Consider the following 24,030-nt stretch of genomic DNA (forward strand, 5'->3'; position numbering starts at 1 on the left):
GGGTGCTTTCCGCGTGTTGTCCTGCATCCGGGGACGATGGCCCGGGGCACGCTCAAGTCAAGCCGGACGACCCGTCCGGCCACGCTTTCGCGGGCCGGTGGCGCACGGGAGGCACACCCGCCGGCCGGGTGACGCTCAGTAGATCGGCCCCGACGCCAGCCCGGGCGCGGCGAGCGAGAGCGGCTCCTCGGAACCGCCACCCACGTCCTCCTCCGGCAAGGCCGCCGCGACGCGGGGCGCGGGACGTGCCGGAAGCGGGCGCGGCGCCGGGGCCGAGGCGTAGGCCGAGGGCGCCGCCGGCCGGGCGGGCGCGCGGGCGACCTGTGTCGGGCTGGCGGCCCGGGACATCGGCGTCGCGCCGTAGGGATCGTCCTCCTCGATATCCACCGGGGCCTGCGGCGGCGCCGGCTGGCGCTCGGGCGGGCGGGGGCGGGACATCGGCCGCGGGCTGTCCGAGCCGAGCTGTGGCGTGAACTTGATCAGCGGCTGGCAGATCCGCTTCAGCCCGCGCGGGTCGTGGCGCGCCAGGTCGACGTGGATGTGGTCGTAGTGGAACACGTTGGATCCGGGCGCCAGCACGGTGGTGAAGCGCTGGCAGGCCCCGATGAAGACCTCGCGCAGGAAGCCCTGCTCGGCCTCCGTGCCGCGCCAGCCGCCCTTGACGGTGATGACGTAGCCGTCGGCGAGCTTGAACGACATCACGTCGATGGCGTTGCCGAAGGAATGCTCGGACAGCTTGGCGCCGACCTGGTTGTTGCGCCCGCGGCAGGCGTAGGAGCCGGCGTTGATCTCGGCGACCGGCTGGCCGAAATACAGGTTCGCCGCCGGCTGGATCGTGTCGGCGAGCCAGGCTTCGGCTTCCGCGAGCGCCGGGCAGCCGAGCGTCATGCGCTGCTTCAGGACCACGGCGCCGCCGCCGAGCCGCGTCACCCGGAACGGCTGCGTCATGCCGCAGGGGCCGGGCCCGTCGATCTCCTTGGACGGGACGACGAACTCGGTCGGCTCGACGAGCTTCTTGGCCAGGCACACCTGCTCCGCCTGGTCGCGCCAGGCGTCGCGGCGCTCAAACTTGTTGATCGCACAGCCGGTGAGCCCCGCGCCGAACAGCGCAAGGGCGGAGAATGCGAGAACGCTACGCCACATGACGCGGAGAATGATCACGGACGCGTAAACGCGATGCTAACGCTGCCGCCGTCGCGGCGGGGCCTTGCGCGTGCTACGCCCCCGGCACCGCCGGCCGGGCCTCCGCGCATCCGCGCACGAAACCTGCACCGGCGCCCGCGGCGGTCGTCGTCGGACCCGCCCCGGAACCGGCGGCCTTCGCGAAGGGCCCTCAAGTCAAGGACGCGTGATGCTCTCGTTGGTCGACCTGCGCCGCCGCATCGAAGCCGGCACCCTCACGCCGGAGGGCGCGATCCGCCTGTCGCAGGAGGCGATCCTCGCGCGCGATCCGGTGGTGCGCGCCACCGTCGTCACCGATCCCGCGCCCGCCGTCACCGATGTCGGGCCGCTCGCCGGGATCGCGGTGGGCGTCAAGGACATCATCGACACCGCCGCGATGCCGACGCAGATGGGCTCGCCGATCTACGACGGCTGGCGCCCGAAGGCCGACGCCGCCATCGTCATGCGGCTCCAGGCGCTGGGCGCGGTGGCGCTGGCCAAGACCACGACCTCGCCCTTCGCCAGCGTCGACCCGACCGAGACCACGAACCCGCACGATTCGAACCACACGCCCGGCGGCTCCTCGGCGGGCTCCGCCGCCGCGGTCGGGGCCGGGATGCTGCCGCTGGCCCTCGGCACCCAGACCGGCGGCTCGGTGATCCGGCCGGCGAGCTTCTGCGGCTGCGCCGCGATCAAGCCGTCGTTCCGGCTGCTGCCGACGGTGGGCGTGAAGACGTTCTCGTGGGCGCTCGACACGCTCGGCCTGTTCGGGGCCGGCATCGGCGACGTCGCCCACGCGCTGGCGCTGATCGCCGGCCGTCCGGCGATCGACCTCGGCGGCACCGTGCCCGGCACGCCGCGGGTCATGGTCGTGACGCAGGACTACGCCGAAGCCCCGGCGCCCGAGGCGCAAGGAGCGCTCGACCGTGCGCGGCAGGCGGCCGAGCGCGCGGGCGCGCTGGTGCGCGACTTCGCGCTGCCGGCGGAGTTCGCCGTGGCGTTCGAGAGCCACGGGACGGTCCAGGATTTCGAGGCGCGCCAGGCGCTGGCCTGGGAATACGCCCACCATCGCGACGCCCTGAGCCCGCGGCTCGGTCCGCAGCTCGACGCCGCGCAGGGGCTCGACGCGGCCGCCTACGACGACGCCCGCCGCAAGGCGCACCGTGCGCGGCGCCTGCTGAAGACGCTGTTCTCGGATTTCGACGCGATCCTGACCTATTCGACCCCCGGCTTCGCGCCGCGGACGCTGGCCTCGACGGGCGACGCCCGCTTCAACCGCCTGTGGACGCTGATGGGCGTGCCCTGCGTGAACGTGCCGGTGCCGGGGGACGGACTGCCCGTCGGCGTGCAGGTGATCGCCCGGTTCGGCGACGACGGGCGGGCCCTCGCCGTCGCCGCGATGATCGAGGGCGCCCTGGAACGGTAGGGCGCCCACAGCGCGTCAGACGGTGGCGTCCTCGCCGAGCGTGTCCTCGACGTAGAGCTGCTCCAGCAGCACCTTGATCACCGCCATCATCGGCAGGGCCAGCGCGATGCCCCACAGGCCGAAGATCACGCCGAGCACGAGCTGCCCGGCGAAGATCGTCGCCGGCGGGATGTCGAGGGCGCGCTTCTGGATGAACGGCGTCAGCCCGTAGCTCTCCAGGCACTGCACCAGCAGGTAGACGCCGAGCGCGCCGAGCAGCGCGTTCACCCCCGAGGCGAGGCTCGCCAGCAGGATGATCACGCCGGCGACGAGCGGTCCCACCGTCGGCACGAAGGCCAGCAGGCCGGCCTGGAGCCCGAGAATCAGTGAGCCGCCGATGCCGAGGAAGGCGAGGCCGCCCCAGATGCACAGGAAGATTACCGTCATCGTGATGAGCTGGCCGAACAGCCAATGCCGCAACGTCTCGCCGGCCCCGTCGAGCACCTTCGACCAGCGATCGCGCTTCCTGGGCGGGATGAAGCGCAGCACCCCGTCGCGGTAGCTCGCCGGATCGGCGGCGAAGGACAGGCCGAGGAAGACGATCACCAGCACGTTGCCGAGCGCGCTGAACAGCCCGATGATCACCGCCGCCGCCGGGCCCAGAACGTTGCCCGCATCCGACAGGAGCGAGCCCGGGCTCTTGATCGCGCTCGAGGCGAGGCCGCCGAGGCCTTCCGGCTTCTTGTCGTCGGCCTTGGGCGCAGGCTTCTCGTCCTTGCCCTTGCCGTCCGGGCCGCCGACGGAGTCGAGGATCGGCAGGTCGATGCCGTAGGACGACAGCCACGACGTGAGCGTGCCCGCCTGGCTCTTGATCGTCTGGCCGAGGTCGCGCCCCTGCTGCACCACGGTCGCGCCGCCGAAGCCGATCAGGCCGATGGCCGCCGCCGCGACCGCGAGGCTGGCGATCGTCAGCCGCAGGCCGCGGGGCAGGGGGAGGACGTGGCCGAGGCCACGGGTCAGCCCGTCGAGGAAGACGCCGAGGAGCACCCCGGCGAAGACCAGGAACAGCGTCGCCACCGACATCCAGGCCAGCGCCAGCAGCGCCACGAACGACACCACGGCGATGCCGGATGCGGCGAGCGGCAGCGTCCCTCGCCAGGGGCCGACGGGCCCGGCGAACGCTTCGGTCTTGGGTTCGGCCATGTCGTCCTTCGAAACTGGTGCGGCGTCGGCGCTCACGAGCGCCCCCGCGCCGCCCGGGTCAACCCTCGGGCGCCGCCTCTGCACCGAGGATCGCGGCCCAGCGCGCGGCGGCCGCGTCGTCCGCCTCCGCCGCCTCGACCCAACCGCCGGTGGTCCCGTCGACGAGATGCTCGCGCTTCCAGAACGGGGCGCGCGTCTTGAGGTAGTCCATCAGGAAGCTCGCCGCCTCGAAGGCCGCGACGCGGTGGCTCGATGCGGTGAGCACCAGCACGATGCCCGCGCCCGGCGCGACGCGGCCGTAGCGATGGATCACCCGGACCGCCTGGAGCGGCCAGCGCGCTTCGGCCGCCGCTGCCACGCGCCCGATCTCGGCTTCGGCCATGCCGGGATAATGCTCGAGTTCCAGCGCCGTCAGCCGGCCGCCCTCGTCGCGGCACAGGCCGGTGAAGGTGACGACCGCGCCGGCGCGACCGGCGAGCCGCGCGTTCAGCGCGTCGATCTCGGCGGCGACGTCGAAGGGCTCGGCTTGGATGCTGACGGAGGGCAGGGAAGCAGCGGGCATCGGTCTCTCATCGCGGCAACGCGGGTGACGGCGGCGTGACGACGAAACACGCTTGCGCCTGACTCGGCCACCGCCTGCGCCTATATGGCATATCGGCCCGCTCCCCGCGGGGGGCGGCCGATCCGCGCCGAAGGACGAAGACGTGACGCCTGAACTGATCCTGCCCTACGATGGCGTCCTGCCGGAATTCGCGAGCCGCCCCGTCTGGTGCGGGCGCGGCAGCACGGCGATCGGCGCCGTCCGCCTCGGCAGCCAGGCCTGGATCGGCGACGACGGCGTGATCCGCGCCGACGGGCAGCCGGTGACGCTCGGCGACCGGTTCTGGCTCGGCCACCGCTCCACCGTCCACATCGCGACCTTCACCCACGGCACCCGCGTCGGCGACCGGGTCACGGTCGGGCGCAACAGCGTGGTTCATGCCTGCACGGTCGGGTCCGACGTGGTGATCGAGGACGACGTGGTGATCCTCGACGGGGCGAGCGTCGGCGACGGCGTCGTGATCGAGGCCGGCGCGACGGTGTTTCCGCGCGCCCAGCTCGCCGGCGGCTTCGTCTACGCCGGCAGCCCGGCCAAGCCGCAGCGCCCGATCGATCGGGCCGAGATCGACGAGCGCGCCGAGCGCCTGCGCGAGGCCGCGGGCGATCCGGCCGCGGTCGCCGCCGGCGACCCGCCCGAGGTCGACGAGACGGTCTACGTCGCCAGCACGGCCCGCATCCGCGGCCGCGTCGGGCTCGGCGCCGGATCTAGCGTGCTGTTCTCGTGCGACCTCCATGCCGAGGTCGGGCCGATCGTGGTCGGCGCCGACACCAACATCCAGGACAACACGGTGATCCGCACCCGAGGGGAGGGCGTCGTCATCGGCCGCGACACCACGATCGGCCACAACGTCCGCATCGGCGACAGCCGCATCGGCGCCCGCTCGCTGATCGGCATCGGCGCGACGGTCGCGCCCGGCACGGTGATCGCCGACGACGTCATGCTCGCCGCAGGGGCCACCACCGATCCCGGCCAGCTGCTCGAGGGCGGCTATCTCTGGGGCGGCCGCCCAGCCCGCATCCTCGGCCCGCTCGATGCCGACAAGCGCGCGATGATGGTGCGCATCGTCGAGGGCTACTGCGAGCACGGGCGCGAGTACCGCAAGGCCGAGGCCGGGCAGGGGTGAGCTTGCGTTGCGCCGGGACGTGCGTCGTCGGGCAAGGCAGGGCTCCGCTTGGATCCACCACGCTCCGTCATCCCGGGGCTGCGTTGCGGAACCCGGGATCCAGAGCCGCCGATGGCGCAAGCTGAAGCACGACCTGCGGTTCAGGATCCCGAGCTCGCCTGCGGCGCCCCGGGATGACGGGGCGTGGTGGAAAACGACGTTCTATAGTAAGCCCTGCCTATCGCCGGGCCGGCCTAACGGTCATCGGCCACGGGCAATTGCGGCAACCAACCCTCAGCGACCGACCTCAATCCTCCAGCCCGATCAGCTGGAAGCTGGTGTGCAGGTCGTTGGACATCGGCACGTTCAGCCGCTCGCTGTTCGGCAGGCGCTTGAGGAACCAGCGCTCGTAGGTCCAGCGCAGCTCGCGGCTTTCGGCCAGCCGCGCGAAGGTCGCGGCGACGGCGCCCGCCATCTCCGGGTCGTCCTTGCGGAACATGATGCCGTAGGGCTCGAACGACAGCTTGTCCGGCAGCACCGTGTACTTCGCGCCATCGGCGGAATCGTTGGCGATCAGGCCGTAGAGCAGGATGTCGTCGGTGGCGAAGGCGTCGGCGCGGCCGTCCTTGACCATGGCATAGGATTCCGCGTGGTCCTTTCCGCTCAGGATCTCGGCCTGCAGCTTGAGCTTGGCGAGGATGTCGCGGACGGCGGCCTCGTTGGTGGTGCCGGCGGTGACCACGACCTTCTTGCCGCCGAGGTCGCGATAGGACGCGATCGGCGAGGCCCGGGCCACGAGGAGCTTCGTCGCGCTGATGAAGGTCACCGGCGAAAACGCGACCGTGCGGCGGCGCTCGGCGTTGGCGGTGGTGGAGCCGCATTCGAAATCGACCTTGCCGCCGGACACCGCCGCGAACCGCGTCTCGGAGGTCACCGGCTCGTAGCGCACCTTCAGGTCGGTGCGTCCGGTCTCGCGGCCGATCTCGTCGACGATCTCGCCGCAGAGGTCGATCGCGTAGCCGATCGGGCGCGGGCTGCCGTCGGCCTGCTTGCCCTCGACGAAGGAGAACGGGACCGAGCTGGTGCGATAGCCGATCACCACCTCGCCCTTCGCGGCGATGGTCTTCAGGGAGCCGGTGAGAACGTCGACCGCGCCCGCAGGCCCCGCGATCGCCAGCAGCCCCGCCGCCAACGCCGCCGTCACCGTGCCTGACGCCATCGCGAAACTCCTGATCCGGGCAGCGGGAAGGGATCGGGACCAGCGGCCGGCCCCGGATCGGACGACCGCCTACTCGGCCGCCGCCACGGCGCCGACGTGGTCGAGGCGCTGGTCGCTCGTCGAGAGCTGCCCCTCCCACTTGGCGACGGCCACGGTGGCGATGCTGTTGCCGAGCACGTTGGTGGCCGAGCGGCCCATGTCGAGGAACTGGTCGATGCCGATGATCAGCAGCAGCCCGGCTTCGGGGATGTTGAACTGCGTCAGCGTCGCCGAGATCACGACGAGCGAGGCGCGCGGCACGCCGGCCATGCCCTTCGAGGTCACCATCAGCAGGAACAGCATCGTCAGCTGCTGACCCCAGGTGAGGGGGATGTTGTAAGCCTGCGCGATGAACATCACCGCGAAGGTGCAGTACATCATCGAGCCGTCGAGGTTGAACGAGTAGCCCATCGGCAGCACGAACGAGGTGATGCGGTTGGGCACGCCGAACTGCTCGAGGTTGGTCAGCATCTTCGGGTAGGCCGCCTCGCTCGACGCGGTCGAGAAGGCGAGCACGAACGGCTCCTTGATCAGGTTGAACAGCCGCTTGATCCCGGCTCCGCCGAGCAGCAGGAAGCCGACGCCCATGAGCGCGCCCCAGAGCACGCCCAGCCCGATGTAGAACTCGACCAGGAACTTGCCGTAGGTCACCAGCACGCCGATGCCCTGCGTGGTGATCGTCGCCGCGATCGCCGCGAACACCGCGACGGGGGCGAACAGCATCACGTAGCCGGTGACCTTGAGCATCACGTCGGCGAGGCCCTCGATGCCCTTGGCCAGGAACGCGCCCTTCTCGCCGAGCGCGGCGAGCGCCACGCCGAAGAAGATCGAGAACACGACGATCTGCAGGATCTCGTTGTTGGCCATCGCCTCGACCGCGCTCTTGGGCACGAGGTGGGTGACGAACTCCTTCAGCGACAGCGAGGCCGCCTTGAGGCCGGTGCCGGCGCCGACGTCGGGCAGCGGCAGGTTCAGGTTGTGGCCGGGCTGCATGATGTTGACGAGCACGAGGCCGAGCATCAGCGAGCAGAACGAGGCGCCGACGAACCACAGCAGCGCCTTGCCGCCGACGCGGCCGACGCTGGCGGTGTCGCCGAGATGGGCGATGCCGACGACGAGCGTCGAGAACACGAGCGGGGCGATGATCATCTTGATCAGCCGCAGGAAGATGTCGCTGATCAGCGCGATGTAGCCGGCGATCTCCTTGGAGGTCTGCGGGTCCGGCCAGGTGATGCTGCACAGGTATCCGACGACGATGCCGAGCAGCATCCCGACGAAGATCAAGGTGGTCAGCCGCGAACCTGTCATCGGGAACTCCTGGGCGAAAGCGAGCCGGCACGAGACTTCGCGTTAACGAATGTGAAGCAGGAAGCGCGCCATGCGCAAGCGGCCAGGACGGTTTAATCCGTGGGTCCGCGACTTTTGTTTTTCGCGGGGATTGGATTTTCCGGCGTGGCGTTTTCGTCGCGCCGAGGGCTATGCTCCGGCACGGGCGCGGCCGGTTGCGGTTGAGGGGCGTCGCACGGTGTGGCGGCGGCGCCGCTCGTGCGGTACGGGACTTGCGCGTCCGGGATCTGCCGGTTCGGGACTTGCCCTGCCCGGCCTTGCCCCATACGCCATGCGCCGCCGGCCGCGGGCGAGAGAGACGGACACGCGATGGATGTCTTCGTACAGCAGTTGATCAACGGGCTGACGCTCGGGTCGATCTACGGCCTGATCGCGATCGGCTACACGATGGTGTTCGGCATCATCGGCATGGTCAACTTCGCGCACGGCGACGTCTTCATGGTGTCGAGCTTCATCGCGCTGATCGGCTTCCTGATCCTCACCGCCTGGCTCGGCGTCTCCTCGATCGCCCTGGCCTTCCTGATCGTGCTCGTCGTCTCGATGGTGCTGACCGCGCTTTGGGGCTGGGCGATCGAGCGGGTCGCCTACCGGCCGTTGCGCGGGTCGTTCCGGCTGGCGCCGCTGATCTCGGCGATCGGGGTCTCGATCTTCCTCTCGAACTTCGTCCAGGTGACGCAGGGCGCGCGCAACAAGCCGCTGCCGCCGATGCTCTCGGGCGGGATCACCCTGTTCGAGACCGACGGGTTCCAGGTGTTCCTGTCCTACAAGCAGTGCCTGATCATGGCGGTGACCGCGGTGCTGCTCACCGGCTTCTGGTACCTCGTCCAGCGCACGCCCTTCGGCCGGGCGCAGCGCGCCTGCGAGCAGGACCGCAAGATGGCGGCGCTGCTGGGCATCGACGTCGACCGCACGATCTCGCTGACCTTCGTGCTCGGCGCCGCGCTCGCGGCCGTCGCGGGCGTGCTCTACCTGATGTATTACGGCGTGGTCTCCTTCTCCGACGGCTTCGTACCCGGCGTGAAGGCCTTCACTGCCGCGGTGCTGGGCGGCATCGGCTCGCTGCCGGGCGCGGTGCTGGGCGGCCTGATCATCGGGCTGATCGAGACGTTCTGGTCGGCCTATTTCTCGATCGAGTACAAGGACGTGGCCGCGTTCTCGATCCTCGCCGTGGTGCTCATCTTCATGCCGTCGGGGATTCTCGGCCGCGCCGAGGTCGAGAAGGTCTGATGGCCGCTGCCACCCGCGGGGCCGACGGCCTCACCGGCATCCTGAAGGATGCCGCCATCTACGCGCTCGGAGCCTTCGCGCTCTGCGTGCCCGTGGTCAGCTTCCGGACCGATGCCGGCCCCACCGGCGGGCTCGAGCTGACGCCGCGCTGGATTCTCGTCGCCGGGCTCTGCGCCGCGATCTTCCTGGCCCGCCTCGCGCAGCGATTGGTCCTGATGCGCCGCGACGCCCGCCGCGCGCTCAGGCCCTCGCGGTCCCAGGCGACGGAAGCCGTCGCCGGCATGCCGAATGCCGGGCAGCGGGTCTCGATGCTGGCCCTGTGGCTGTTCATCGGCGTGGCGCTGACGCTGCCCGTCGTCGCCGCGCTCGCGAGCGGCAGCCTCGGGGAGGGACGCTACTGGATCGACCTCGGCATCCTGATCCTCACCTACGTGATGCTCGGCTGGGGCCTCAACATCGTCGTCGGCCTCGCCGGCCTGCTCGATCTCGGCTACGTCGCCTTCTACGCGGTCGGCGCCTACTCCTACGCGCTGCTCTCCACCACCTTCGGCCTGTCGTTCTGGATCTGCCTGCCGCTCGCGGGCCTGTTCGCCGCCCTGTGGGGCATGCTGCTCGGCTTCCCCGTGCTGCGCCTGCGCGGCGACTACCTCGCCATCGTGACGCTGGCCTTCGGCGAGATCATCCGCCTCGTCCTGATCAACTGGGTCGACGTCACCGGTGGCGGCGCCGGCATCTCGTCGATCCCGCGCGCGACCTTCTTCGGCATCCCCTTCACCGCGGGCGAGGACGGGTTCGCCGCCCGCTTCGGGCTGACCTTCGACTCGATGCACCGGGTCGTGTTCCTGTACTACCTCATCCTCGCGCTCGCCCTGATCACCAACGTCGTGACGCTGCGGCTGCGGCGGCTGCCGATCGGCCGCGCCTGGGAGGCCCTGCGCGAGGACGAGATCGCCTGCCGCTCGCTCGGCATCAACACCACCACGACGAAGCTGACGGCCTTCGCCCTCGGCGCCGCCTTCGGCGGTTTCGCCGGCTCGTTCTTCGCCGTGCGCCAGGGGTTCATCTCCCCGGAGAGCTTCAACTTCCTGGAGAGCGCGATCATCCTGGCGATCGTGGTGCTCGGCGGCATGGGCAGCCAGGTCGGCGTCGCCATCGCCGCGGTGGCGATGGTCGGCGGCCCCGAGATGCTGCGAAACCTCGGCTTCCTGAAGTCCGTCTTCGGCCAGGGCTTCGACCCGAACGAGTACCGCCTGCTGCTGTTCGGCCTCGCCATGGTGGCGATGATGGTCTGGCGCCCGCGCGGGCTGATCTCGGAGCGAACGCCCTCGGTGGCGCTGGGCGAGCGCCGCGCGATCTCGGGCGCGCATGTCAGCGAGGGCCACGGCTGATGACCGAGCCGACCACCCGCGCCGACGCCGTGCTGACCGTCGACCACCTGACCATGCGCTTCGGCGGGCTGACGGCCGTCGGCGACCTGTCGTTCCAGGCCCACCGCGGCGACATCACCGCGCTGATCGGGCCGAACGGCGCCGGTAAGACCACCGTCTTCAACTGCATCACCGGCTTCTACAAGCCGACCGAGGGGATGCTGACGCTCGCCCATGCCGACGGCTCGAAGCATCTGCTGGAGCGCCTGCCGAACCATGCCGTGAACCGGATCGGCCGGGTCGCGCGCACCTTCCAGAACATCCGCCTGTTCCAGGGGATGACGGTCCTGGAGAACCTTCTCGTCGCCCAGCACGCGCCGCTGATGCGGGCGTCGGGCATGACCGTGCTCGGGCTGCTCGGCCTGCCGGTCTACCGCCGGGCCGAGGCCGCGGCGATCGAGCGGGCGAAGGAGTGGCTCGTCCGCATCGGCCTGATCGAGCGGGCCGACGACCCCGCCGGCGACCTGCCCTACGGCGCCCAGCGCCGGCTCGAGATCGCCCGCGCGATGTGCACCGAGCCGGTGCTGCTCTGCCTCGACGAGCCGGCCGCCGGCCTCAACCCGCGCGAATCGGGCGAGCTCAACGCGCTGCTGCGCCACATCCGCGACGCGCACGACACCTCCGTGCTGCTGATCGAGCACGACATGTCCGTGGTGATGGAGATCTCCGACCACGTCGTCGTGCTCGATTACGGCGTGAAGATCGCCGACGGCACCCCCGGCGAGGTCCGGGCCGACCCGCGCGTCATCGCCGCCTATCTTGGCGTCGAGGACGAGGAGGTCGAGGCCGTCGAGGCGGAGGTCGGCCTCACCGTCACCCATCTGGAGGTCGAGGCTTGAGCGTCGCCGGGATCAACGTGCTCGTGGAGGAGACCCGGGCGCTCGCGGCCGGGAAGGCTCCGGCCAAGACCCTGCTCGCGGTGCGCGGCGTCTCGACCTACTACGGCAGCGTCGCGGCTTTGCGCGGCGTCGATCTCGACGTCACCGAGGGCGAGATCGTCACGCTGATCGGCGCCAACGGCGCCGGCAAGTCGACCCTGATGATGACGATCTTCGGGGCGCCGCAGGCGCGCGAAGGCACCATCACCTACGACGGGCGCGACATCACCCGCCTGCCGACCCACGAGATCGCGCGGCTCGCGATCGCGCAGTCGCCGGAGGGCCGCCGGGTCTTCCCGCGCATGAGCGTGCACGAGAACCTGCAGATGGGCGCCGCGCTCCACGACGGGCGGTACTTCGCCCAGGATCTAGAGCGCGTCTGCGCCCTGTTCCCCCGCCTGAAGGAGCGCCTGACCCAGCGCGCCGGCACCATGTCCGGCGGAGAGCAGCAGATGCTGGCCATCGCCCGCGCGCTGATGAGCCGGCCGCGCCTCCTGCTGCTCGACGAGCCCTCGCTCGGGCTCGCGCCGCTGGTGGTGAAGGGCATCTTCGACGCGGTGCGCGACCTGAACCGGCGCGACGGCATGACGATCTTCCTCGTGGAGCAGAACGCCTACCACGCGCTGAAGCTGGCGCATCGCGGCTACGTGCTGGTCAACGGGCGCATCACCATGAGCGGCACCGGCCGGGCGCTGCTCGCCGACCCCGCGATCAAGGCCGCCTATCTCGAGGGCGGCCACGGCGCCCCGGTGGAGGTCTGACGCGATGCAGGGCCTGATCTACGAAGAGGAGTCGATCGGCCTCTTCCTCCTCGTCACCGTCGCGATGGGCGGCTGGGCCGGGTGGATGGCCGCCCGCGGCCTGGCCAAGGCATGGCGCCCGTTCTGGCAGATCGTGCCGGCGCTCCTCGCGGTGGCGGCGGCGGTGCGATTCATCCACTTCGCGCTATTCGGCGGCACGCTTTTGTCAGCCCAATACTATGCGGTCGACGCCATCGTCGTCATGATCGTCGGCGCGGCGGGCTACCGCTGGACGCGGACGCGGCAGATGACGACCCAGTATCGCTGGCTCTACGAGCGGACTTCGCCGCTGACGTGGCGGACACGCGAGCCGGCGGCCGGCGGGCCGTGATCGCATTCGGCGCGCGCGCGTGCCGAGCGCACGATTCTTGCCCGGCGCCGACGGTCCGAATTCAGATCACAACCAAGGGGATTTGAGATGAGAGCGTTACTACTGGCGGGCCTCGGGCTCGGTGCCATGCTCGCGGCGGCCCAGGCGGCCGAGGTCAAGCTCGGCATCGCCGCGCCGATCACCGGCAACAGCGCCGCGATCGGCACGCAGCTCAAGAACGGCGCCACCCAGGCCGTCGAGGACCTGAACAAGTCCGGGGCGGTGAAGGGCACGACGTTCTCGGTCCTCGTCGGCGACGACGCGTCCGATCCGAAGCAGGGCGTCTCGGTCGCCAACAAGTTCGCCTCCGACGGCGTGAAGGTGGTGGTCGGCGACTACAATTCCGGCGTCTCGATCCCGGCCTCCGACGTCTACCAGGACGCCGGCATCATCCAGGTCACGCCGGCTTCGACGGCGGTGAAGTTCACCGAGCGCGGCCTCTGGAACGTGTTCCGCACCTGCGGCCGCGACGACCAGCAGGGCGCGGTCGCGGGCGAGTATCTCGCGACGCACTTCAAGGGCAAGAAGATCGCATTCGTCCACGACAAGACCCCCTACGGCAAGGGCCTCGCCGACGAGACCCTGAAGGCGCTGAAGGCCAAGGGCGGCAAGGACGCGATCTACGAGGGCATCAACCCGGGCGAGAAGGACTATTCGGCGCTCGTGTCGAAGCTGAAATCCGCCAAGATCGACGTGGTCTACTTCGGCGGCTACTACACCGAAGCCGGCCTGATCCTGCGCCAGATGAGCGATCAGGGCCTGAAGGCGCCGCTGATGGGCGGCGACGGCCTCGTCGACAAGGAGCTGGTGGCGATCGCCGGGCCGGCGGCGGAGGGCACGCTGACGACGTTCCCGCCGGACGCGCGCAAGAACCCCAACGCCAAGGACGCGCTCGCCGGCTTCAAGGCGAAGGGCATCGATCCGGAGGGCTACACCCTCTACTCGTACGCCGCGGTCCAGGTGCTGGCCAAGGCCATGTCCGAGACCGGGTCGACCGACGGCAAGAAGCTCGCGGACTGGCTGCACCAGGGCAAGCCGGTCGACACCGTCGTCGGCCCGATCGCCTACGACAAGAAGGGCGACATCACGAAGCCCGACTACGTGATGTACCAGTGGAAGAAGAACGCGGCCGGCAACATCGATTACGCCGGCAACGAGCTGACCAAGTAGCGCGTCCTCGCGTCGCCGCGTCCGAGCCGTCCCGCACCGCGCGGGGCGGCTCTTTCATGCCCACGCGGCGAGACAGATTGGCGGCTTTCCAGGCATAATCGTCGCCGAACCCCGGATTCCCGGTGCGCCCGCTCACGAAACGTGCACACTGCACCGTGCATGGGCGAAATTGCCCGGCTCCGAGGTTCGGATCGACAACCGGGTGGAACCTGTGAACGCCGACGCGCGACGGCCTCGCTCCATGCGGGCAGACCGCTTACGGACGAAGACCGAAATCGGTCCCGGTCCCGCGACGGTGCGGGACGACCCGGTCCCGATGCTCGCGAGAGTTGTCCCCACCATATCGGCCAAGCTTGCTTCGCCCGCCCCCGTTCCGGCACCATCATTGCAGAGGCACGGCCAGCGCCGGCCGCTTTCTGCGCGTCCGCCACACGCCGCCATGTTCGTGCGGCTCGTTTCGGGAGTTTCGTTTTGACGCAATCCAAGTTCGATCGTCGCGGGATCGTGGTCGCCCTCGCGCTCGGCGCGGCCGTGGTCTCCGCCGGCGCGCAGGCCCAGGAGCTGACCGGCACGCTGAAGAAGGTGAAGGACACCAACGCCCTCACCATCGGCTACCGTGACTCCTCGGTTCCGTTCTCCTACCTCGACGGCGACCAGAAGCCGGTCGGCTACGCGATGGACATCTGCCTCAAGATCGCCGAGGCGGTGAAGAAGGAACTCAAGCTCCCGGGCATGGAGGTGAAGCTCAACCCGGTCACCTCCGCGACCCGCATCCCGCTGATCGCCAACGGCACGATCGATCTCGAGTGCGGCTCGACGACGAACAACGCCGACCGCCAGAAGCAGGCGGCATTCACCAACACCCACTTCCTGACGGCGACGCGCTACGTCTCGAAGAAGGACGCCAAGCTGCACACGATCGACGACCTCAAGGGCAAGACCGTGGTCTCGACCTCGGGCACGACGAACATCAAGCAGATCAACGAGGCCAACACCGCCAAGAGCATGGGCCTGACGATCCTGCCCGCCAAGGACCACGCCGAGGCGTTCCTGATGGTCGAGACCGGCCGTGCCGTCGCCTTCGTGATGGACGACGTGCTGCTCGCCTCGCTGGTCGCCGGCTCCAAGACCCCCGACGCCTACGAGATCTCGACGGAAGCCCTGTCGAAGCCCGAGCCCTACGGCATCATGCTGCGCAAGGACGACGCGCCGTTCAAGGCGGTGGCGGATGCCGCGACGAAGGCTTTGTACGAGAGCCCCGAGGGCAAGGCGCTCTACAGCAAGTGGTTCGAGAAGCCGATCCCGCCGCGCAACATCAACCTCAAGCTTCCGATGAGCGAGGCGATGGCCAAGCAGTTCAAGAGCCCGAGCGACAGCGCCGACCCGGCCGCCTACTGAGCCTGAGCCGGCGGATCCCGGGCGGCGCTGCCGCCCGGGATCCGCGACACGGATCGAACGAACGAGAACGGTGAAGCGCGGGCGATGAACTACAACTGGAACTGGGGCATCTTCTTCGAACAATCGCCCGAAGGCACCGGCACCTACGCCGACATGCTGCTCTCGGGCCTGGTCTGGACGATCGCGACCGCGCTCTGCTCCTGGATCATCGCCTTCTTTCTCGGCTCGCTGATCGGCGTGATGCGGACGCTGCCCTCCAAGGGCGCCAATGCCGTCGGCACGGCCTATGTCGAGCTGTTCCGCAACATCCCGCTGCTGGTGCAGATGTTCCTATGGTACTTCGTGCTTCCGGAGGTGCTGCCGCAGGCGTGGGGCAACGCGCTGAAGCAGCTGCCGAACGCCCCGTTCTACACCGGCGTCGTCTGCCTCGGGTTCTTCACCGCCTCCCGCGTCGCCGAGCAGGTCCGCGCCGGCATCCAGTCGCTGCCCCGGGGCCAGCGCCTCGCCGGCACGGCGATGGGCTTCACGGTCTACCAGACCTATCGCTACGTGCTGCTGCCGAACGCCTACCGGATCATCCTGCCGCCGATGACCTCGGAGTTCCTGAACAACCTCAAGAACACCTCCGTCGCCCTCACCATCGGCCTGCTCGAGCTGACGGCCCGCGCGCGCTCGATGCAGGAATTCTCGTTCCAGGTGTTCGAGGCGTTCACGGCGGCGACCATCCTGTACGTCCTCATCAACCTCGTCGTCATCCTGCTCGCGTCCCTCCTGGAGCGCAGCGTGGCGGTTCCCGGGCAGCGCTGATGTTCTCGAACTTCGATTTCGGCGTCGTCTTCGGATCGCTGCCCTACCTGTTCGGTCAAGGCATGGTCTTCACCGTCACCCTGACCGCGCTCGCCGCCGGCATGGGCGTCATCCTCGGGACCCTCCTAGCGATGGCGCGCCTCTCGGGCGTGCCCGGCCTGAAGCACGTGGCCAAGATCTATGTCGAGCTGATGCGCTCCCTGCCGCTCGTGCTGGTGATCTTCTGGTTCTACTTTCTGGTGCCCTATATCGGCGCCTACCTCACCGGCGCCTCGCGCCCGATCCAGGTCGGCGCCTTCTCCTCAGCGCTCATCACCTTCACGCTGTTCGAGGCGGCGTACTTCTCCGAGATCATGCGCGCCGGCATCCAGTCGATCCCGAAGGGGCAGACCGGGGCGGCCTACGCGCTGGGCATGACCTACGCGCAGACGATGATCACCGTCGTGCTGCCGCAGGCATTCCGTAACATGCTGCCGCTGCTGCTGACGCAGACGATCGTGCTCTTCCAGGACACCTCGCTGGTCTACGTGCTGTCGCTGACCGACTTCCTGGGGGCAGCCTCGAAGGTGGCCCAGCGCGACGGGCGCCTGGTCGAGATGTACCTGTTCGCCGCGGTCGTCTACTTCGCCGTGTGCTTCTCGGCCTCGTTCCTGGTGCGCCGGCTGCAGCGCCGCGTCGCCATCATCCGCTGATCGCCGTACAAGGACCGCGTTATGACCTCGACGCCGATGCCGGCCCCCACCGCGAAGACCCCCGTCGCTCCCGGCTCCGTCGCGCCGACGGATGCCGGCCTGCAGTCCGGCCCGCTGTCGAGCCCGCCGCCGAAGCTCGCGACCGGCGCGCCGATGATCGCCATCGACAACGTCAGCAAGTGGTACGGCGACTTTCAGGTGCTGACGAACTGCACCACGCAGGTCGCTAAGGGCGAGGTCGTGGTGGTCTGCGGCCCCTCGGGCTCGGGCAAGTCGACCCTGATCAAGTGCGTCAACGCTCTGGAGCCGATCCAGAAGGGCCAGATCACGGTCAACGACACCAAGGTCGTCGACAAAGCCACCGACCTGCCGAAGCTCCGCTCCCGCGTGGGGATGGTGTTCCAGCACTTCGAGCTGTTTCCGCACCTCTCGATCACCGAGAATCTCACCGTCGCCCAGCGCAAGGTGCTGAAGCGCCCGGCCGAGGAGGCGAAGAAGAAGGGGCTCGACCTGCTCGCCCGCGTCGGCCTGTCGGCGCACGCCAACAAGTATCCCGGCCAGCTCTCCGGCGGTCAGCAGCAGCGCGTGGCGATCGCCCGCGCGCTGGCGATGAACCCGGTGGTGATGCTGTTCGACGAGCCGACCTCGGCGCTCGACCCTGAGATGGTCGGCGAGGTGCTCGACGTGATGGTCGAGCTCGCCAAGGAGGGCATGACCATGATGGTGGTGACCCACGAGATGGGCTTTGCCCGCAAGGTCGCCGACCGGGTCATCTTCATGGATCGCGGCGAGATCGTCGAGGACGCCCGCAAGGACGACTTTTTCGGCCAGCCGCGCAGCGAGCGCGCGCAGCAGTTCCTGTCGAAGATCCTGCAGCACTGAACCTCGCGCGCGGCCCGGCGCGCCCCGTGAGCGCGCCGGGTCCGAGCGTCAGCGCTTGATCGCCACCGGCCCATTCATGCCGGGCCAATCCGAGTAGCCGTTGGCACCGCCGCCGTACCAGTACGGCTTCGGTGCCTCGGCGAGAGGGGCGCCGGACGCCAGCCGTCCGACGAGGTCGGGATTGGCGATGTAGGGCCGGCCGAAGCTGAACAGGTCGGCGTGCCCATCCGCGAGCTCCTTCTCGGCCAGCTCCAGCGTGTACTGGTTGTTGCCGACATAGGCCCCCGAGAAGCGCTTCCGCAGGTCGAGGAAGTCGACGCTGTCGGGCACGTCGCGGGTCTGCTGGGTCACGCCCTCGATGGTGTGGATGTAGAGCAGGCCGAACTGCGATAGCGCATCGACGTAGGCGCCGAAGGTCGCGTGCGGATCGCTGTCGAGGGGCGTCTTGCCGGGCTCGGTCGTCGCCGGGGAGAGGCGGATGCCGACGCGGTGACCGCCGCCCCAGACGTCCGTGACCGCCTTCACCACCGCGAGCGGAAACCGCAGCCGGTTCTCGATCGATCCGCCATACGCGTCGGTGCGCGTGTTCGTCGAATCGCGGACGAACTGCTCGAGCAGGTAGTTGTTGGCCGAGTGGATCTCGACGCCGTCGAACCCGGCGCGCTTCGCGTTCTCGGCGGCGCGCCGGTAATCCTCGACGATTCTCGGGATCTCGTCGGCCTCCAGGGCGCGCGGCGTCACGTGCGCCTTCATGCCCTCCTCGGTGAAGGCGGTGCCCTCCGGCCGGATCGCCGAGGCCGAGACCGGCGGCCGATGTTCCGGCTGCAGGTCGGGATGCGAGATCCGGCCCGTGTGCCAGAGCTGCAGGAAGATGCGGCCGCCGTTGGCGTGCACCGTGCCGACGATCCGGCGCCAGGCCTCGACCTGCGCCTCCGACCAGATCCCCGGCGTGTAGGCGTAGCCGACGGCCTGCGGCGAGATGTTGGTCGCCTCCGAGATGATCAGCCCCGCGGTGGCGCGCTGGCCGTAATAATCGGCGGCGAAATCCGGCGGCACGCCGTCGGTCGAGGAACGGCTCCGGGTCAGCGGCGCCATCACGATGCGGTTGCTGAGGGCGAGGTCGCCGAGGGTGTAGGGCTGCAGCACGGGGCTGTCGGAGCGGGGCATGCCGGGTCCTTTGTCGCAGGCGGTCGCGCGGCTCACGGCGATGGACGGTCCGCCGGGCCGCGAGCGCGGGTGTCCGACAACGTGCCGCGCCGGCGGGAGTTCGCCGCAGCGCACCGGCGGGCGTCGGGCCCCGGCTACTTGCCGGTCCAGTCGTGCCCCGCCACCAGCGCCTCCACCGGCTTCCGCCACGTCGAGGGCTGGTCGTCGGAGCCGGAGCCGAGGGCGCATTGCACCATCACGCTGTCGCTCCAGCGGCCGTACTTGTAGCCGACCGCGGGCAGGTGGCCGACGCGGACGAAGCCGCAGGCCTCGTGCAGGCGCAGCGAAGCCGCGTTCTCGGAATCGATGTAGCCGATCATCTGACGGTAGCCGCCCGCGGCGCAGGCCTCGATCAGCGCCGGCAGCAGGCGTCGGCCGATCCCGGCATGCAGGTGCTCGGGATGCACGTAGATCGAGTGCTTGAGCGTGTAGCGGTAGGCCGGCCGCTTCCGGAACGGCACCGCGTAGGCGTAGCCCGCGACCTGACCGTTCCGGTCGGCGACGAGGTGGGGCAGGCGCTTCTTGCGCATGGTCTTGCGGCGCCGGCGCAGGTCGTCGGGGAGGAGGCGATCCTCCTCGAAGTCGCCGACGTCGCCGACGCCGCGGCGGATGTGGTGCTCGTAGATCGCCACCATCGCCGCGAGGTCCGCGTCCGACGACGGGCGGATGACGATGTCGGCGCAGGACGCGGCCGGCTCTGGGATCGCGAAGTCGCCCGCCGGGCCCGCGTCCTCCATCAGCGCGCCTCGCGCATGACGTAGGTGTGGAAGCGGATCTGCCCGTCCGGCTCGACCTGACGGTACACGCCCTGGATCTCGGCCTCGAAGCCGGGAAACAGGTTTGCGGAGCGCTCGAACATCTTAAAATAGTCCAGCATCGGCTTGGCCCGCTCATCGATCCGCTCGCCGGGCAGCACCGTGCCGATCCCGGGCGGGTAGACCAGAAGCAAGGTCGTCGCCACACGCCCCTCGGCCTCGGCGATCGGGACGAAATCGACGTTGTTGCGGGTCAGCATCTGCGCCGCGGCCTTGGGCGCCATCACCATCTCGGGCAGGTGCTCGGGCTGGAACTGCTTGCGCTGGAGCATCGAGGTGCCGTGCTCGCGGTGGAAGGCGTGGAAGTCGGCGCAAAGGTCGCGAAGCCGCACGCCGCGGTAGCGGTTCGGGCGCCGCCGCACGAACTCCGGCATCGCGTCCTCCAGGAGCACGTTGTCGTCGTGCAGGCGCTTGAAGGCGACCAGGCCCGAGATCAGCGTGCCGGCCTTCGAGGATTCGACGCCGGGGGTCAGCAGGAAGAGCAGCGAGTTCAGATCGTTCTTCTCGGCGACGATGCGGTTCTCGCGCAGGTACTGCGCGACGATCGGGGCCGGAACGCCGTGGGCGGCGTATTCCCCGGTCGCCCGGTCGAAGCCCGGCGTCAGCACCGTCAGCTTGTTCGGGTCGGTCATCGCGTAGCCGGGCGAGGTTTCGGGCCCGACATGGGTGAAGCCGTGCCAGCGCGCGCCGGGGCGCAGCTCCCAGTGCTTCGGGTCCGAGGCGAGCACGTCCGTCGTCAGGCTCTCCCACGGCACGTTGACGCCGTCCGGGCCGGGGGTCACGTCGGGCACGAAGGCGTCGAAGAACCAGCGCCGGTTCGGATCGCCCTCCTTCTCCTCGAACTCGCGGCGGATGGCGCGGACCTTCTTGCGCCACTCGATCCCGAGACGGATCGTGTCGTCCCACAGGATCATGCCCGAGCGGCCCTTCATCATCTGCGCCCCGACGTCCAGCGAGGCGAAGATCGGGTAGAACGGCGAGGTCGAGGCGTGGACGAGGAAGCTCTCGTTGAGGCGGCGGTGCTCGACGCGCCGGGTCTGGCCGCGGATGTGCCCGTCCTTGGTGTGGATCTGCGAGGCTTGGCTGAAGCTCGCGAGCTGCTTGTGGGTCGATTGCGTGGCGATGATGCCCGGCGAGGTCTCGTCGAGCCCCTTCAGGCCCATGGCGAAGCGGCCGACGAAGAGCGGGTGGAACTTCATGAAGCCGGCCCAGGCCTCGTCGAACAGGATGTAGTCGCACAAGTGCCCGATCCGCTCGACGACGCCCTGCGCGTCGAGGATCGTGCCGTCGTAGGTGCACTGCTCGATCACCGCGACGCGGAACGGACGCTCGCGGCGCCACGCCTCCTTGTCCTCGACCAGCGGGTTGCGGCGGATCTTCTCGCGGATCGCGGTCTCGTCCAGGGCCTCGTGGTAGATCGGCCCGATCAGCCCGTAGGCGTTGCGGTCGGTCTCGAGGAAGATCGGGATGCCGCCGGCGAGCATCAGGGCGCCGTGATGGGCGGCCTTGTGGTTGTTGCGATCGAACAGGACGAGGTCGCCCTCCGCGACCAGAGACCCGAGCACGACCTTGTTCGAGGCCGAGGTGCCGTTGAGGACGAAGTAGGTCTTCTCCGCCCCGAAGATCTGCGCCGCCTCCTTCTGCGCCTTCAGCGCCGGCCCCTCGTGGGTCAGGAGGTCGCCGAGGTCGAGGACCGAGTTGTCGAGGTCGTCGCGGAAGATCGCCTCGCCGAGATGCTCGACGAAGATCCGCCCGATCGGCGAGCGGTTGTAGAAGATGCCGCCGTTGTGGCCTGGGCAGGTCCAGAGCTGGTTGCCCTTCTCGGCGTAGTCGACGAGCGCGCCGAAGAACGGCGTCTTCAGGGTCTCGGCGTACTGGGTCACGCGGGAGACGAGGCCGCGGGCGATGAATTCCGGCGTCTCCTCCGCCAGGAAGATGTAGCCGTCGATGAAGTCGAGCAGCTCGACCGGGATGTCCTCAAGCCGCTTGCGGCGCACGAGGATGACGATCGGCATCTCGAGGCCGCGCCGCCGCATCATGTCGATCAGCGAGGCCGCCTTGCCGTCGAGGCCGCGCTTGCCCCAGTCGACCACCATGCAGCCGATCGCCGCGTCGGTCTGCACGGCAATCGCCGCGTCCTCGACGCGCCGCGCCCGGATCACCTCGAAGCCGCGCCCCTCGACCGCGGTGACAATCTGCGCGACGCGGACGCCTTCGAGGTCGTCCGGATCGAAGGCCGGCGCGCACATCAGCACGGTGAAGCGGCGGTGAAAGTCCATGGAAAGCCTCTGGCCTGACGGGTCGGCGCCTGCCTGCGACGCCATCATGACGGTTGGATGACGGTGCGGGCGAACGGCGCGGGATCTGGCCGGGGCGGCGGCCGACCTTCGGTCCGCTCGGGTAATACGGTCGGCCCGCCATGGCTATGACGACAATGCCTCGGGCCACCAGCTCGACCGCTCCGCGCATCGGCCGCGTCGCGCTCCGCCTCGCTTTCGCCCCAGCGCCTGCGGACAAGGTGGCCCGCGCTTAACGGATCCTTCACCACAGCGCCGCGAGCGTCCCAAACGCATGAAGCCGACAGCCGCGATCCTTCGTCCTGCCCTGGCCGCCGCATGGCTGGCCTTCGCCGTCGCGCCCGCAGCGGCCCACCCGCACGTCTGGGTGACCGCGAAGGCCGAGATCGGGTACGCGGGCGGCAAGGTGGTCGCGGTGCGCCACGTCTGGACCTTCGACGCCGCCTACACCGCCTTCGTCACCCAGGGGCTCGACGCGAACAAGGACGGCAAGCTGACGCCGGACGAGCTTCAGACCCTCGCCGCCGAGAACACCGGGAATCTCGCCGAGTTCGGTTACTTCACCAAGCTGAAGGTCGGCGGCAAGGAGCAGGCCTTCGCCGACCCGGTCGAGCCGCGGATGGCGATGGAGGGCGACACGCTCACCCTGAGCTTCCGCCTGCCGCTGAAGACGCCGCCCGCGCAGGGGCGCGGCGTGCTCGCGCTCGAGGTCTACGACCCGACCTACTTCGTGTCCTTCGGCCTGTCCGAGGCGCCGGATGCCGCGACGCTCGTCGGCGCACCGAGCGGCTGCGCGGCGACGGTGACGCGGCCGAAGACCCCCGAGCCCAAGACGGCGGAGGCCGGCGCCCCCGGGATGAGCGAGGCGTTCTTCGAGGCGCTGACGGCCGCTTCCGGCTACGGGATGCAGTTCGCGAACCGGATCCTCGTCGCATGTCCGTAGGCGCCACGCTCGCCGTCCAGCCCGCAAGCCGCTGGCCGCTGCGGCTGATGCTGGTCGCCGCCGCCGTCGCGGTCGCGGCCCTGATCCTCGCCGGCCTGGTCTGGCTCGCGGCGCCCGGCCTCTCGGCGCCGCCGCCGCGCTCGCCCTTCGGCATCGGCTTCCGCGAGGCCGCGCCGTCGGCGACCGGGCTCGGCGGCTGGCTCCTGGCGATCCAGTCGAGCTTTTCGCGCAGCCTTCAGGCCGCGCTCGCCGCGATCAAGGGCGGCGGCGACTGGATGCCGCTGGTCACGCTCGGTTTCGCCTACGGCATCTTCCACGCCGCCGGCCCCGGGCACGGCAAGGCCGTGATCGCCGGCTACCTGTTCGCCGGCGAGCGGGCCTTGCGCCGCGGCTTCGGCTTGAGCTTCGCCGCCGCGATCCTGCAGGCGCTGGTGGCGATCGCGATCGTCGGGATCGGCCGCCTCGTGCTCGGCGCCACCGCCGCCGGAATGACGCGGGCCGGCAACACCATCGAGATCGTCAGCTTCGCCCTCGTTGCCGCGATCGGGCTGGCGGTGACGTGGCGCAAGGCCGGGCGCCTCGCGGACCTCGGCGCGCCCGCCGCCTGCGGGCCCGAATGCGGCCATGCCCGCCTCGCCGACGCGCGGGCGCTCGAAACGCTCGACACCTGGCGGGAGCGCGCCGGCGTGGTCGCCGCCGCCGGTTCGCGACCATGCGCCGGAGCGGTGCTGATCCTGGTCTTCGCCGCCGCGCAGAACATGCTGGCTGCGGGCGTCCTCGCGGTCTTCGCCATGGCGCTCGGCACGGCGCTCACCACCGGCGCGCTGGCGAGCCTCGCGGTCTTCGCCAAGGGCGCCGCCCTGCGGATCGCCGGCGGTCGCGGACGCGCGGGCGTCGTGGCGATCGGCGCGCTCGAGCTGCTGGCCGGCGCCTTCGTGCTGGTGCTCGGGCTGGCGATGCTGTCGGGCCTCGCGCTCGACATCGGCGGCTGATCGCCCCTCGCCAACGGCACGCCGCCATGCCACGCTCCGGTCCGGGCGG

At 69.9% G+C, this 24,030-nt stretch carries 22 protein-coding genes; 14 read left to right on the forward strand and 8 right to left on the reverse strand.

Going from position 1 to position 24,030, the window contains the following annotated elements:
- Window positions 1-135: 135 nt before the first annotated feature.
- Window positions 136-1,143: an extensin family protein gene (locus tag MKK64_RS01090; protein WP_243931901.1), complete on the reverse strand. Its 1,008-nt coding sequence runs from the start codon at window positions 1,141-1,143 to the stop codon at window positions 136-138.
- A 208-nt stretch (window positions 1,144-1,351) separates the two neighbouring features.
- On the opposite strand from MKK64_RS01090, the gene MKK64_RS01095 reads away from it, so the two are divergent.
- Complete coding sequence (locus MKK64_RS01095; protein WP_243931902.1) at window positions 1,352-2,587, forward strand: amidase; 1,236 nt, start codon at window positions 1,352-1,354, stop codon at window positions 2,585-2,587.
- A gap of 15 nt (window positions 2,588-2,602) precedes the next feature.
- On the opposite strand, the gene MKK64_RS01100 is transcribed toward MKK64_RS01095, so the two are convergent.
- Entirely contained in the window at window positions 2,603-3,769 is a 1,167-nt protein-coding gene (locus MKK64_RS01100; protein WP_243931903.1) for an AI-2E family transporter, read from the reverse strand.
- A gap of 58 nt (window positions 3,770-3,827) precedes the next feature.
- On the reverse strand, window positions 3,828-4,331 hold the full coding sequence (locus MKK64_RS01105; protein WP_147859035.1) for a molybdenum cofactor biosynthesis protein MoaE: 504 nt from the start codon (window positions 4,329-4,331) through the stop codon (window positions 3,828-3,830).
- A 142-nt stretch (window positions 4,332-4,473) separates the two neighbouring features.
- Between MKK64_RS01105 and MKK64_RS01110 the strand changes: the two genes are divergently transcribed.
- Window positions 4,474-5,493, forward strand: a complete 1,020-nt coding sequence (locus MKK64_RS01110) for a gamma carbonic anhydrase family protein (RefSeq protein ID WP_147842266.1) — start codon at window positions 4,474-4,476, stop codon at window positions 5,491-5,493.
- Window positions 5,494-5,779: 286 nt separating this feature from the next.
- On the opposite strand, the gene MKK64_RS01115 is transcribed toward MKK64_RS01110, so the two are convergent.
- Window positions 5,780-6,691, reverse strand: a complete 912-nt coding sequence (locus tag MKK64_RS01115; protein ID WP_243931904.1) for an amino acid ABC transporter substrate-binding protein — start codon at window positions 6,689-6,691, stop codon at window positions 5,780-5,782.
- 69 nt (window positions 6,692-6,760) lie between these two features.
- Window positions 6,761-8,038 carry a dicarboxylate/amino acid:cation symporter gene (locus tag MKK64_RS01120; protein ID WP_147725916.1) on the reverse strand — a complete coding sequence of 426 codons (1,278 nt, stop codon included), beginning with the start codon at window positions 8,036-8,038 and terminating at the stop codon, window positions 6,761-6,763.
- 348 nt (window positions 8,039-8,386) lie between these two features.
- On the opposite strand from MKK64_RS01120, the gene MKK64_RS01125 reads away from it, so the two are divergent.
- The 10 genes from MKK64_RS01125 to MKK64_RS01170 all read left to right on the forward strand — a co-directional run bounded on the left by MKK64_RS01125 (window position 8,387) and on the right by MKK64_RS01170 (window position 17,728).
- On the forward strand, window positions 8,387-9,304 hold the full coding sequence (locus tag MKK64_RS01125) for a branched-chain amino acid ABC transporter permease (protein WP_147842264.1): 918 nt from the start codon (window positions 8,387-8,389) through the stop codon (window positions 9,302-9,304).
- On the forward strand, window positions 9,304-10,692 hold the full coding sequence (livM, locus tag MKK64_RS01130; protein WP_243931905.1) for a high-affinity branched-chain amino acid ABC transporter permease LivM: 1,389 nt from the start codon (window positions 9,304-9,306) through the stop codon (window positions 10,690-10,692). Before MKK64_RS01125 ends, livM begins: the two co-directional genes overlap by 1 nt.
- Entirely contained in the window at window positions 10,692-11,570 is an 879-nt protein-coding gene (locus MKK64_RS01135) for an ABC transporter ATP-binding protein (RefSeq protein WP_147725913.1), read from the forward strand. The genes livM and MKK64_RS01135 overlap by 1 nt, the downstream gene beginning before the upstream one ends.
- On the forward strand, window positions 11,567-12,370 hold the full coding sequence (locus MKK64_RS01140; protein ID WP_147725912.1) for an ABC transporter ATP-binding protein: 804 nt from the start codon (window positions 11,567-11,569) through the stop codon (window positions 12,368-12,370). Before MKK64_RS01135 ends, MKK64_RS01140 begins: the two co-directional genes overlap by 4 nt.
- Window positions 12,371-12,374: 4 nt before the next feature.
- Window positions 12,375-12,740, forward strand: coding sequence for a DUF6867 family protein (locus MKK64_RS01145; protein WP_147842262.1), 366 nt, complete (start codon window positions 12,375-12,377; stop codon window positions 12,738-12,740).
- A gap of 87 nt (window positions 12,741-12,827) precedes the next feature.
- A complete protein-coding gene (locus tag MKK64_RS01150; RefSeq protein WP_147842261.1) occupies window positions 12,828-13,949 on the forward strand; it encodes a branched-chain amino acid ABC transporter substrate-binding protein in 1,122 nt (373 codons plus the stop codon).
- Window positions 13,950-14,450: 501 nt separating this feature from the next.
- Entirely contained in the window at window positions 14,451-15,347 is an 897-nt protein-coding gene (locus MKK64_RS01155; RefSeq protein WP_147842271.1) for a transporter substrate-binding domain-containing protein, read from the forward strand.
- Between the two features lie 84 nt (window positions 15,348-15,431).
- The gene (locus tag MKK64_RS01160) at window positions 15,432-16,154 is read left to right on the forward strand and encodes an amino acid ABC transporter permease (RefSeq protein WP_147725909.1); all 723 of its coding nucleotides are present in this window, start codon (window positions 15,432-15,434) and stop codon (window positions 16,152-16,154) included.
- Window positions 16,154-16,846 (forward strand): amino acid ABC transporter permease, encoded by a 693-nt coding sequence (locus MKK64_RS01165; RefSeq protein WP_243931906.1) that lies wholly within the window; start codon window positions 16,154-16,156, stop codon window positions 16,844-16,846. The genes MKK64_RS01160 and MKK64_RS01165 overlap by 1 nt, the downstream gene beginning before the upstream one ends.
- A gap of 153 nt (window positions 16,847-16,999) precedes the next feature.
- The gene (locus tag MKK64_RS01170; RefSeq protein ID WP_147725919.1) at window positions 17,000-17,728 is read left to right on the forward strand and encodes an amino acid ABC transporter ATP-binding protein; all 729 of its coding nucleotides are present in this window, start codon (window positions 17,000-17,002) and stop codon (window positions 17,726-17,728) included.
- Window positions 17,729-17,776: 48 nt separating this feature from the next.
- On the opposite strand, the gene MKK64_RS01175 is transcribed toward MKK64_RS01170, so the two are convergent.
- The 3 genes from MKK64_RS01175 to MKK64_RS01185 form a co-directional block, all read right to left on the reverse strand.
- Window positions 17,777-18,895, reverse strand: coding sequence for an alkene reductase (locus MKK64_RS01175; protein ID WP_243931907.1), 1,119 nt, complete (start codon window positions 18,893-18,895; stop codon window positions 17,777-17,779).
- A gap of 134 nt (window positions 18,896-19,029) precedes the next feature.
- The gene (locus MKK64_RS01180) at window positions 19,030-19,671 is read right to left on the reverse strand and encodes a GNAT family N-acetyltransferase (RefSeq protein WP_147725906.1); all 642 of its coding nucleotides are present in this window, start codon (window positions 19,669-19,671) and stop codon (window positions 19,030-19,032) included.
- Entirely contained in the window at window positions 19,671-22,028 is a 2,358-nt protein-coding gene (locus MKK64_RS01185; RefSeq protein WP_147842259.1) for an Orn/Lys/Arg decarboxylase N-terminal domain-containing protein, read from the reverse strand. Before MKK64_RS01185 ends, MKK64_RS01180 begins: the two co-directional genes overlap by 1 nt.
- Before the next feature lie 292 nt (window positions 22,029-22,320).
- On the opposite strand from MKK64_RS01185, the gene MKK64_RS01190 reads away from it, so the two are divergent.
- Complete coding sequence (locus tag MKK64_RS01190) at window positions 22,321-22,989, forward strand: DUF1007 family protein (protein WP_243931909.1); 669 nt, start codon at window positions 22,321-22,323, stop codon at window positions 22,987-22,989.
- On the forward strand, window positions 22,980-23,981 hold the full coding sequence (locus tag MKK64_RS01195; RefSeq protein ID WP_243931911.1) for a nickel/cobalt transporter: 1,002 nt from the start codon (window positions 22,980-22,982) through the stop codon (window positions 23,979-23,981). The genes MKK64_RS01190 and MKK64_RS01195 overlap by 10 nt, the downstream gene beginning before the upstream one ends.
- The last annotated feature ends 49 nt before the right edge of the window (window positions 23,982-24,030 follow it).

The organism is Methylobacterium sp. E-025 (genome assembly GCF_022829705.1).
Taxonomy (GTDB): domain Bacteria; phylum Pseudomonadota; class Alphaproteobacteria; order Rhizobiales; family Beijerinckiaceae; genus Methylobacterium.

What these genes read in the sequence shown, in the direction of transcription:
- MKK64_RS01175 (WP_243931907.1), bottom strand. Translation starts at nt 18,895, where the DNA reads ATGCCCCGCTCCGACAGCCCCGTGCTGCAGCCCTACACCCTCGGCGAC.
- MKK64_RS01095 (WP_243931902.1), top strand. Translation starts at nt 1,352, where the DNA reads ATGCTCTCGTTGGTCGACCTGCGCCGCCGCATCGAAGCCGGCACCCTC.
- MKK64_RS01105 (WP_147859035.1), bottom strand. Translation starts at nt 4,331, where the DNA reads ATGCCCGCTGCTTCCCTGCCCTCCGTCAGCATCCAAGCCGAGCCCTTC.
- MKK64_RS01135 (WP_147725913.1), top strand. Translation starts at nt 10,692, where the DNA reads ATGACCGAGCCGACCACCCGCGCCGACGCCGTGCTGACCGTCGACCAC.
- MKK64_RS01170 (WP_147725919.1), top strand. Translation starts at nt 17,000, where the DNA reads ATGATCGCCATCGACAACGTCAGCAAGTGGTACGGCGACTTTCAGGTG.
- livM (WP_243931905.1), top strand. Translation starts at nt 9,304, where the DNA reads ATGGCCGCTGCCACCCGCGGGGCCGACGGCCTCACCGGCATCCTGAAG.
- MKK64_RS01100 (WP_243931903.1), bottom strand. Translation starts at nt 3,769, where the DNA reads ATGGCCGAACCCAAGACCGAAGCGTTCGCCGGGCCCGTCGGCCCCTGG.
- MKK64_RS01185 (WP_147842259.1), bottom strand. Translation starts at nt 22,028, where the DNA reads ATGGACTTTCACCGCCGCTTCACCGTGCTGATGTGCGCGCCGGCCTTC.
- MKK64_RS01115 (WP_243931904.1), bottom strand. Translation starts at nt 6,691, where the DNA reads ATGGCGTCAGGCACGGTGACGGCGGCGTTGGCGGCGGGGCTGCTGGCG.
- MKK64_RS01180 (WP_147725906.1), bottom strand. Translation starts at nt 19,671, where the DNA reads ATGGAGGACGCGGGCCCGGCGGGCGACTTCGCGATCCCAGAGCCGGCC.
- MKK64_RS01090 (WP_243931901.1), bottom strand. Translation starts at nt 1,143, where the DNA reads ATGTGGCGTAGCGTTCTCGCATTCTCCGCCCTTGCGCTGTTCGGCGCG.
- MKK64_RS01150 (WP_147842261.1), top strand. Translation starts at nt 12,828, where the DNA reads ATGAGAGCGTTACTACTGGCGGGCCTCGGGCTCGGTGCCATGCTCGCG.
- MKK64_RS01160 (WP_147725909.1), top strand. Translation starts at nt 15,432, where the DNA reads ATGAACTACAACTGGAACTGGGGCATCTTCTTCGAACAATCGCCCGAA.
- MKK64_RS01145 (WP_147842262.1), top strand. Translation starts at nt 12,375, where the DNA reads ATGCAGGGCCTGATCTACGAAGAGGAGTCGATCGGCCTCTTCCTCCTC.
- MKK64_RS01125 (WP_147842264.1), top strand. Translation starts at nt 8,387, where the DNA reads ATGGATGTCTTCGTACAGCAGTTGATCAACGGGCTGACGCTCGGGTCG.
- MKK64_RS01120 (WP_147725916.1), bottom strand. Translation starts at nt 8,038, where the DNA reads ATGACAGGTTCGCGGCTGACCACCTTGATCTTCGTCGGGATGCTGCTC.
- MKK64_RS01190 (WP_243931909.1), top strand. Translation starts at nt 22,321, where the DNA reads ATGAAGCCGACAGCCGCGATCCTTCGTCCTGCCCTGGCCGCCGCATGG.
- MKK64_RS01195 (WP_243931911.1), top strand. Translation starts at nt 22,980, where the DNA reads ATGTCCGTAGGCGCCACGCTCGCCGTCCAGCCCGCAAGCCGCTGGCCG.
- MKK64_RS01165 (WP_243931906.1), top strand. Translation starts at nt 16,154, where the DNA reads ATGTTCTCGAACTTCGATTTCGGCGTCGTCTTCGGATCGCTGCCCTAC.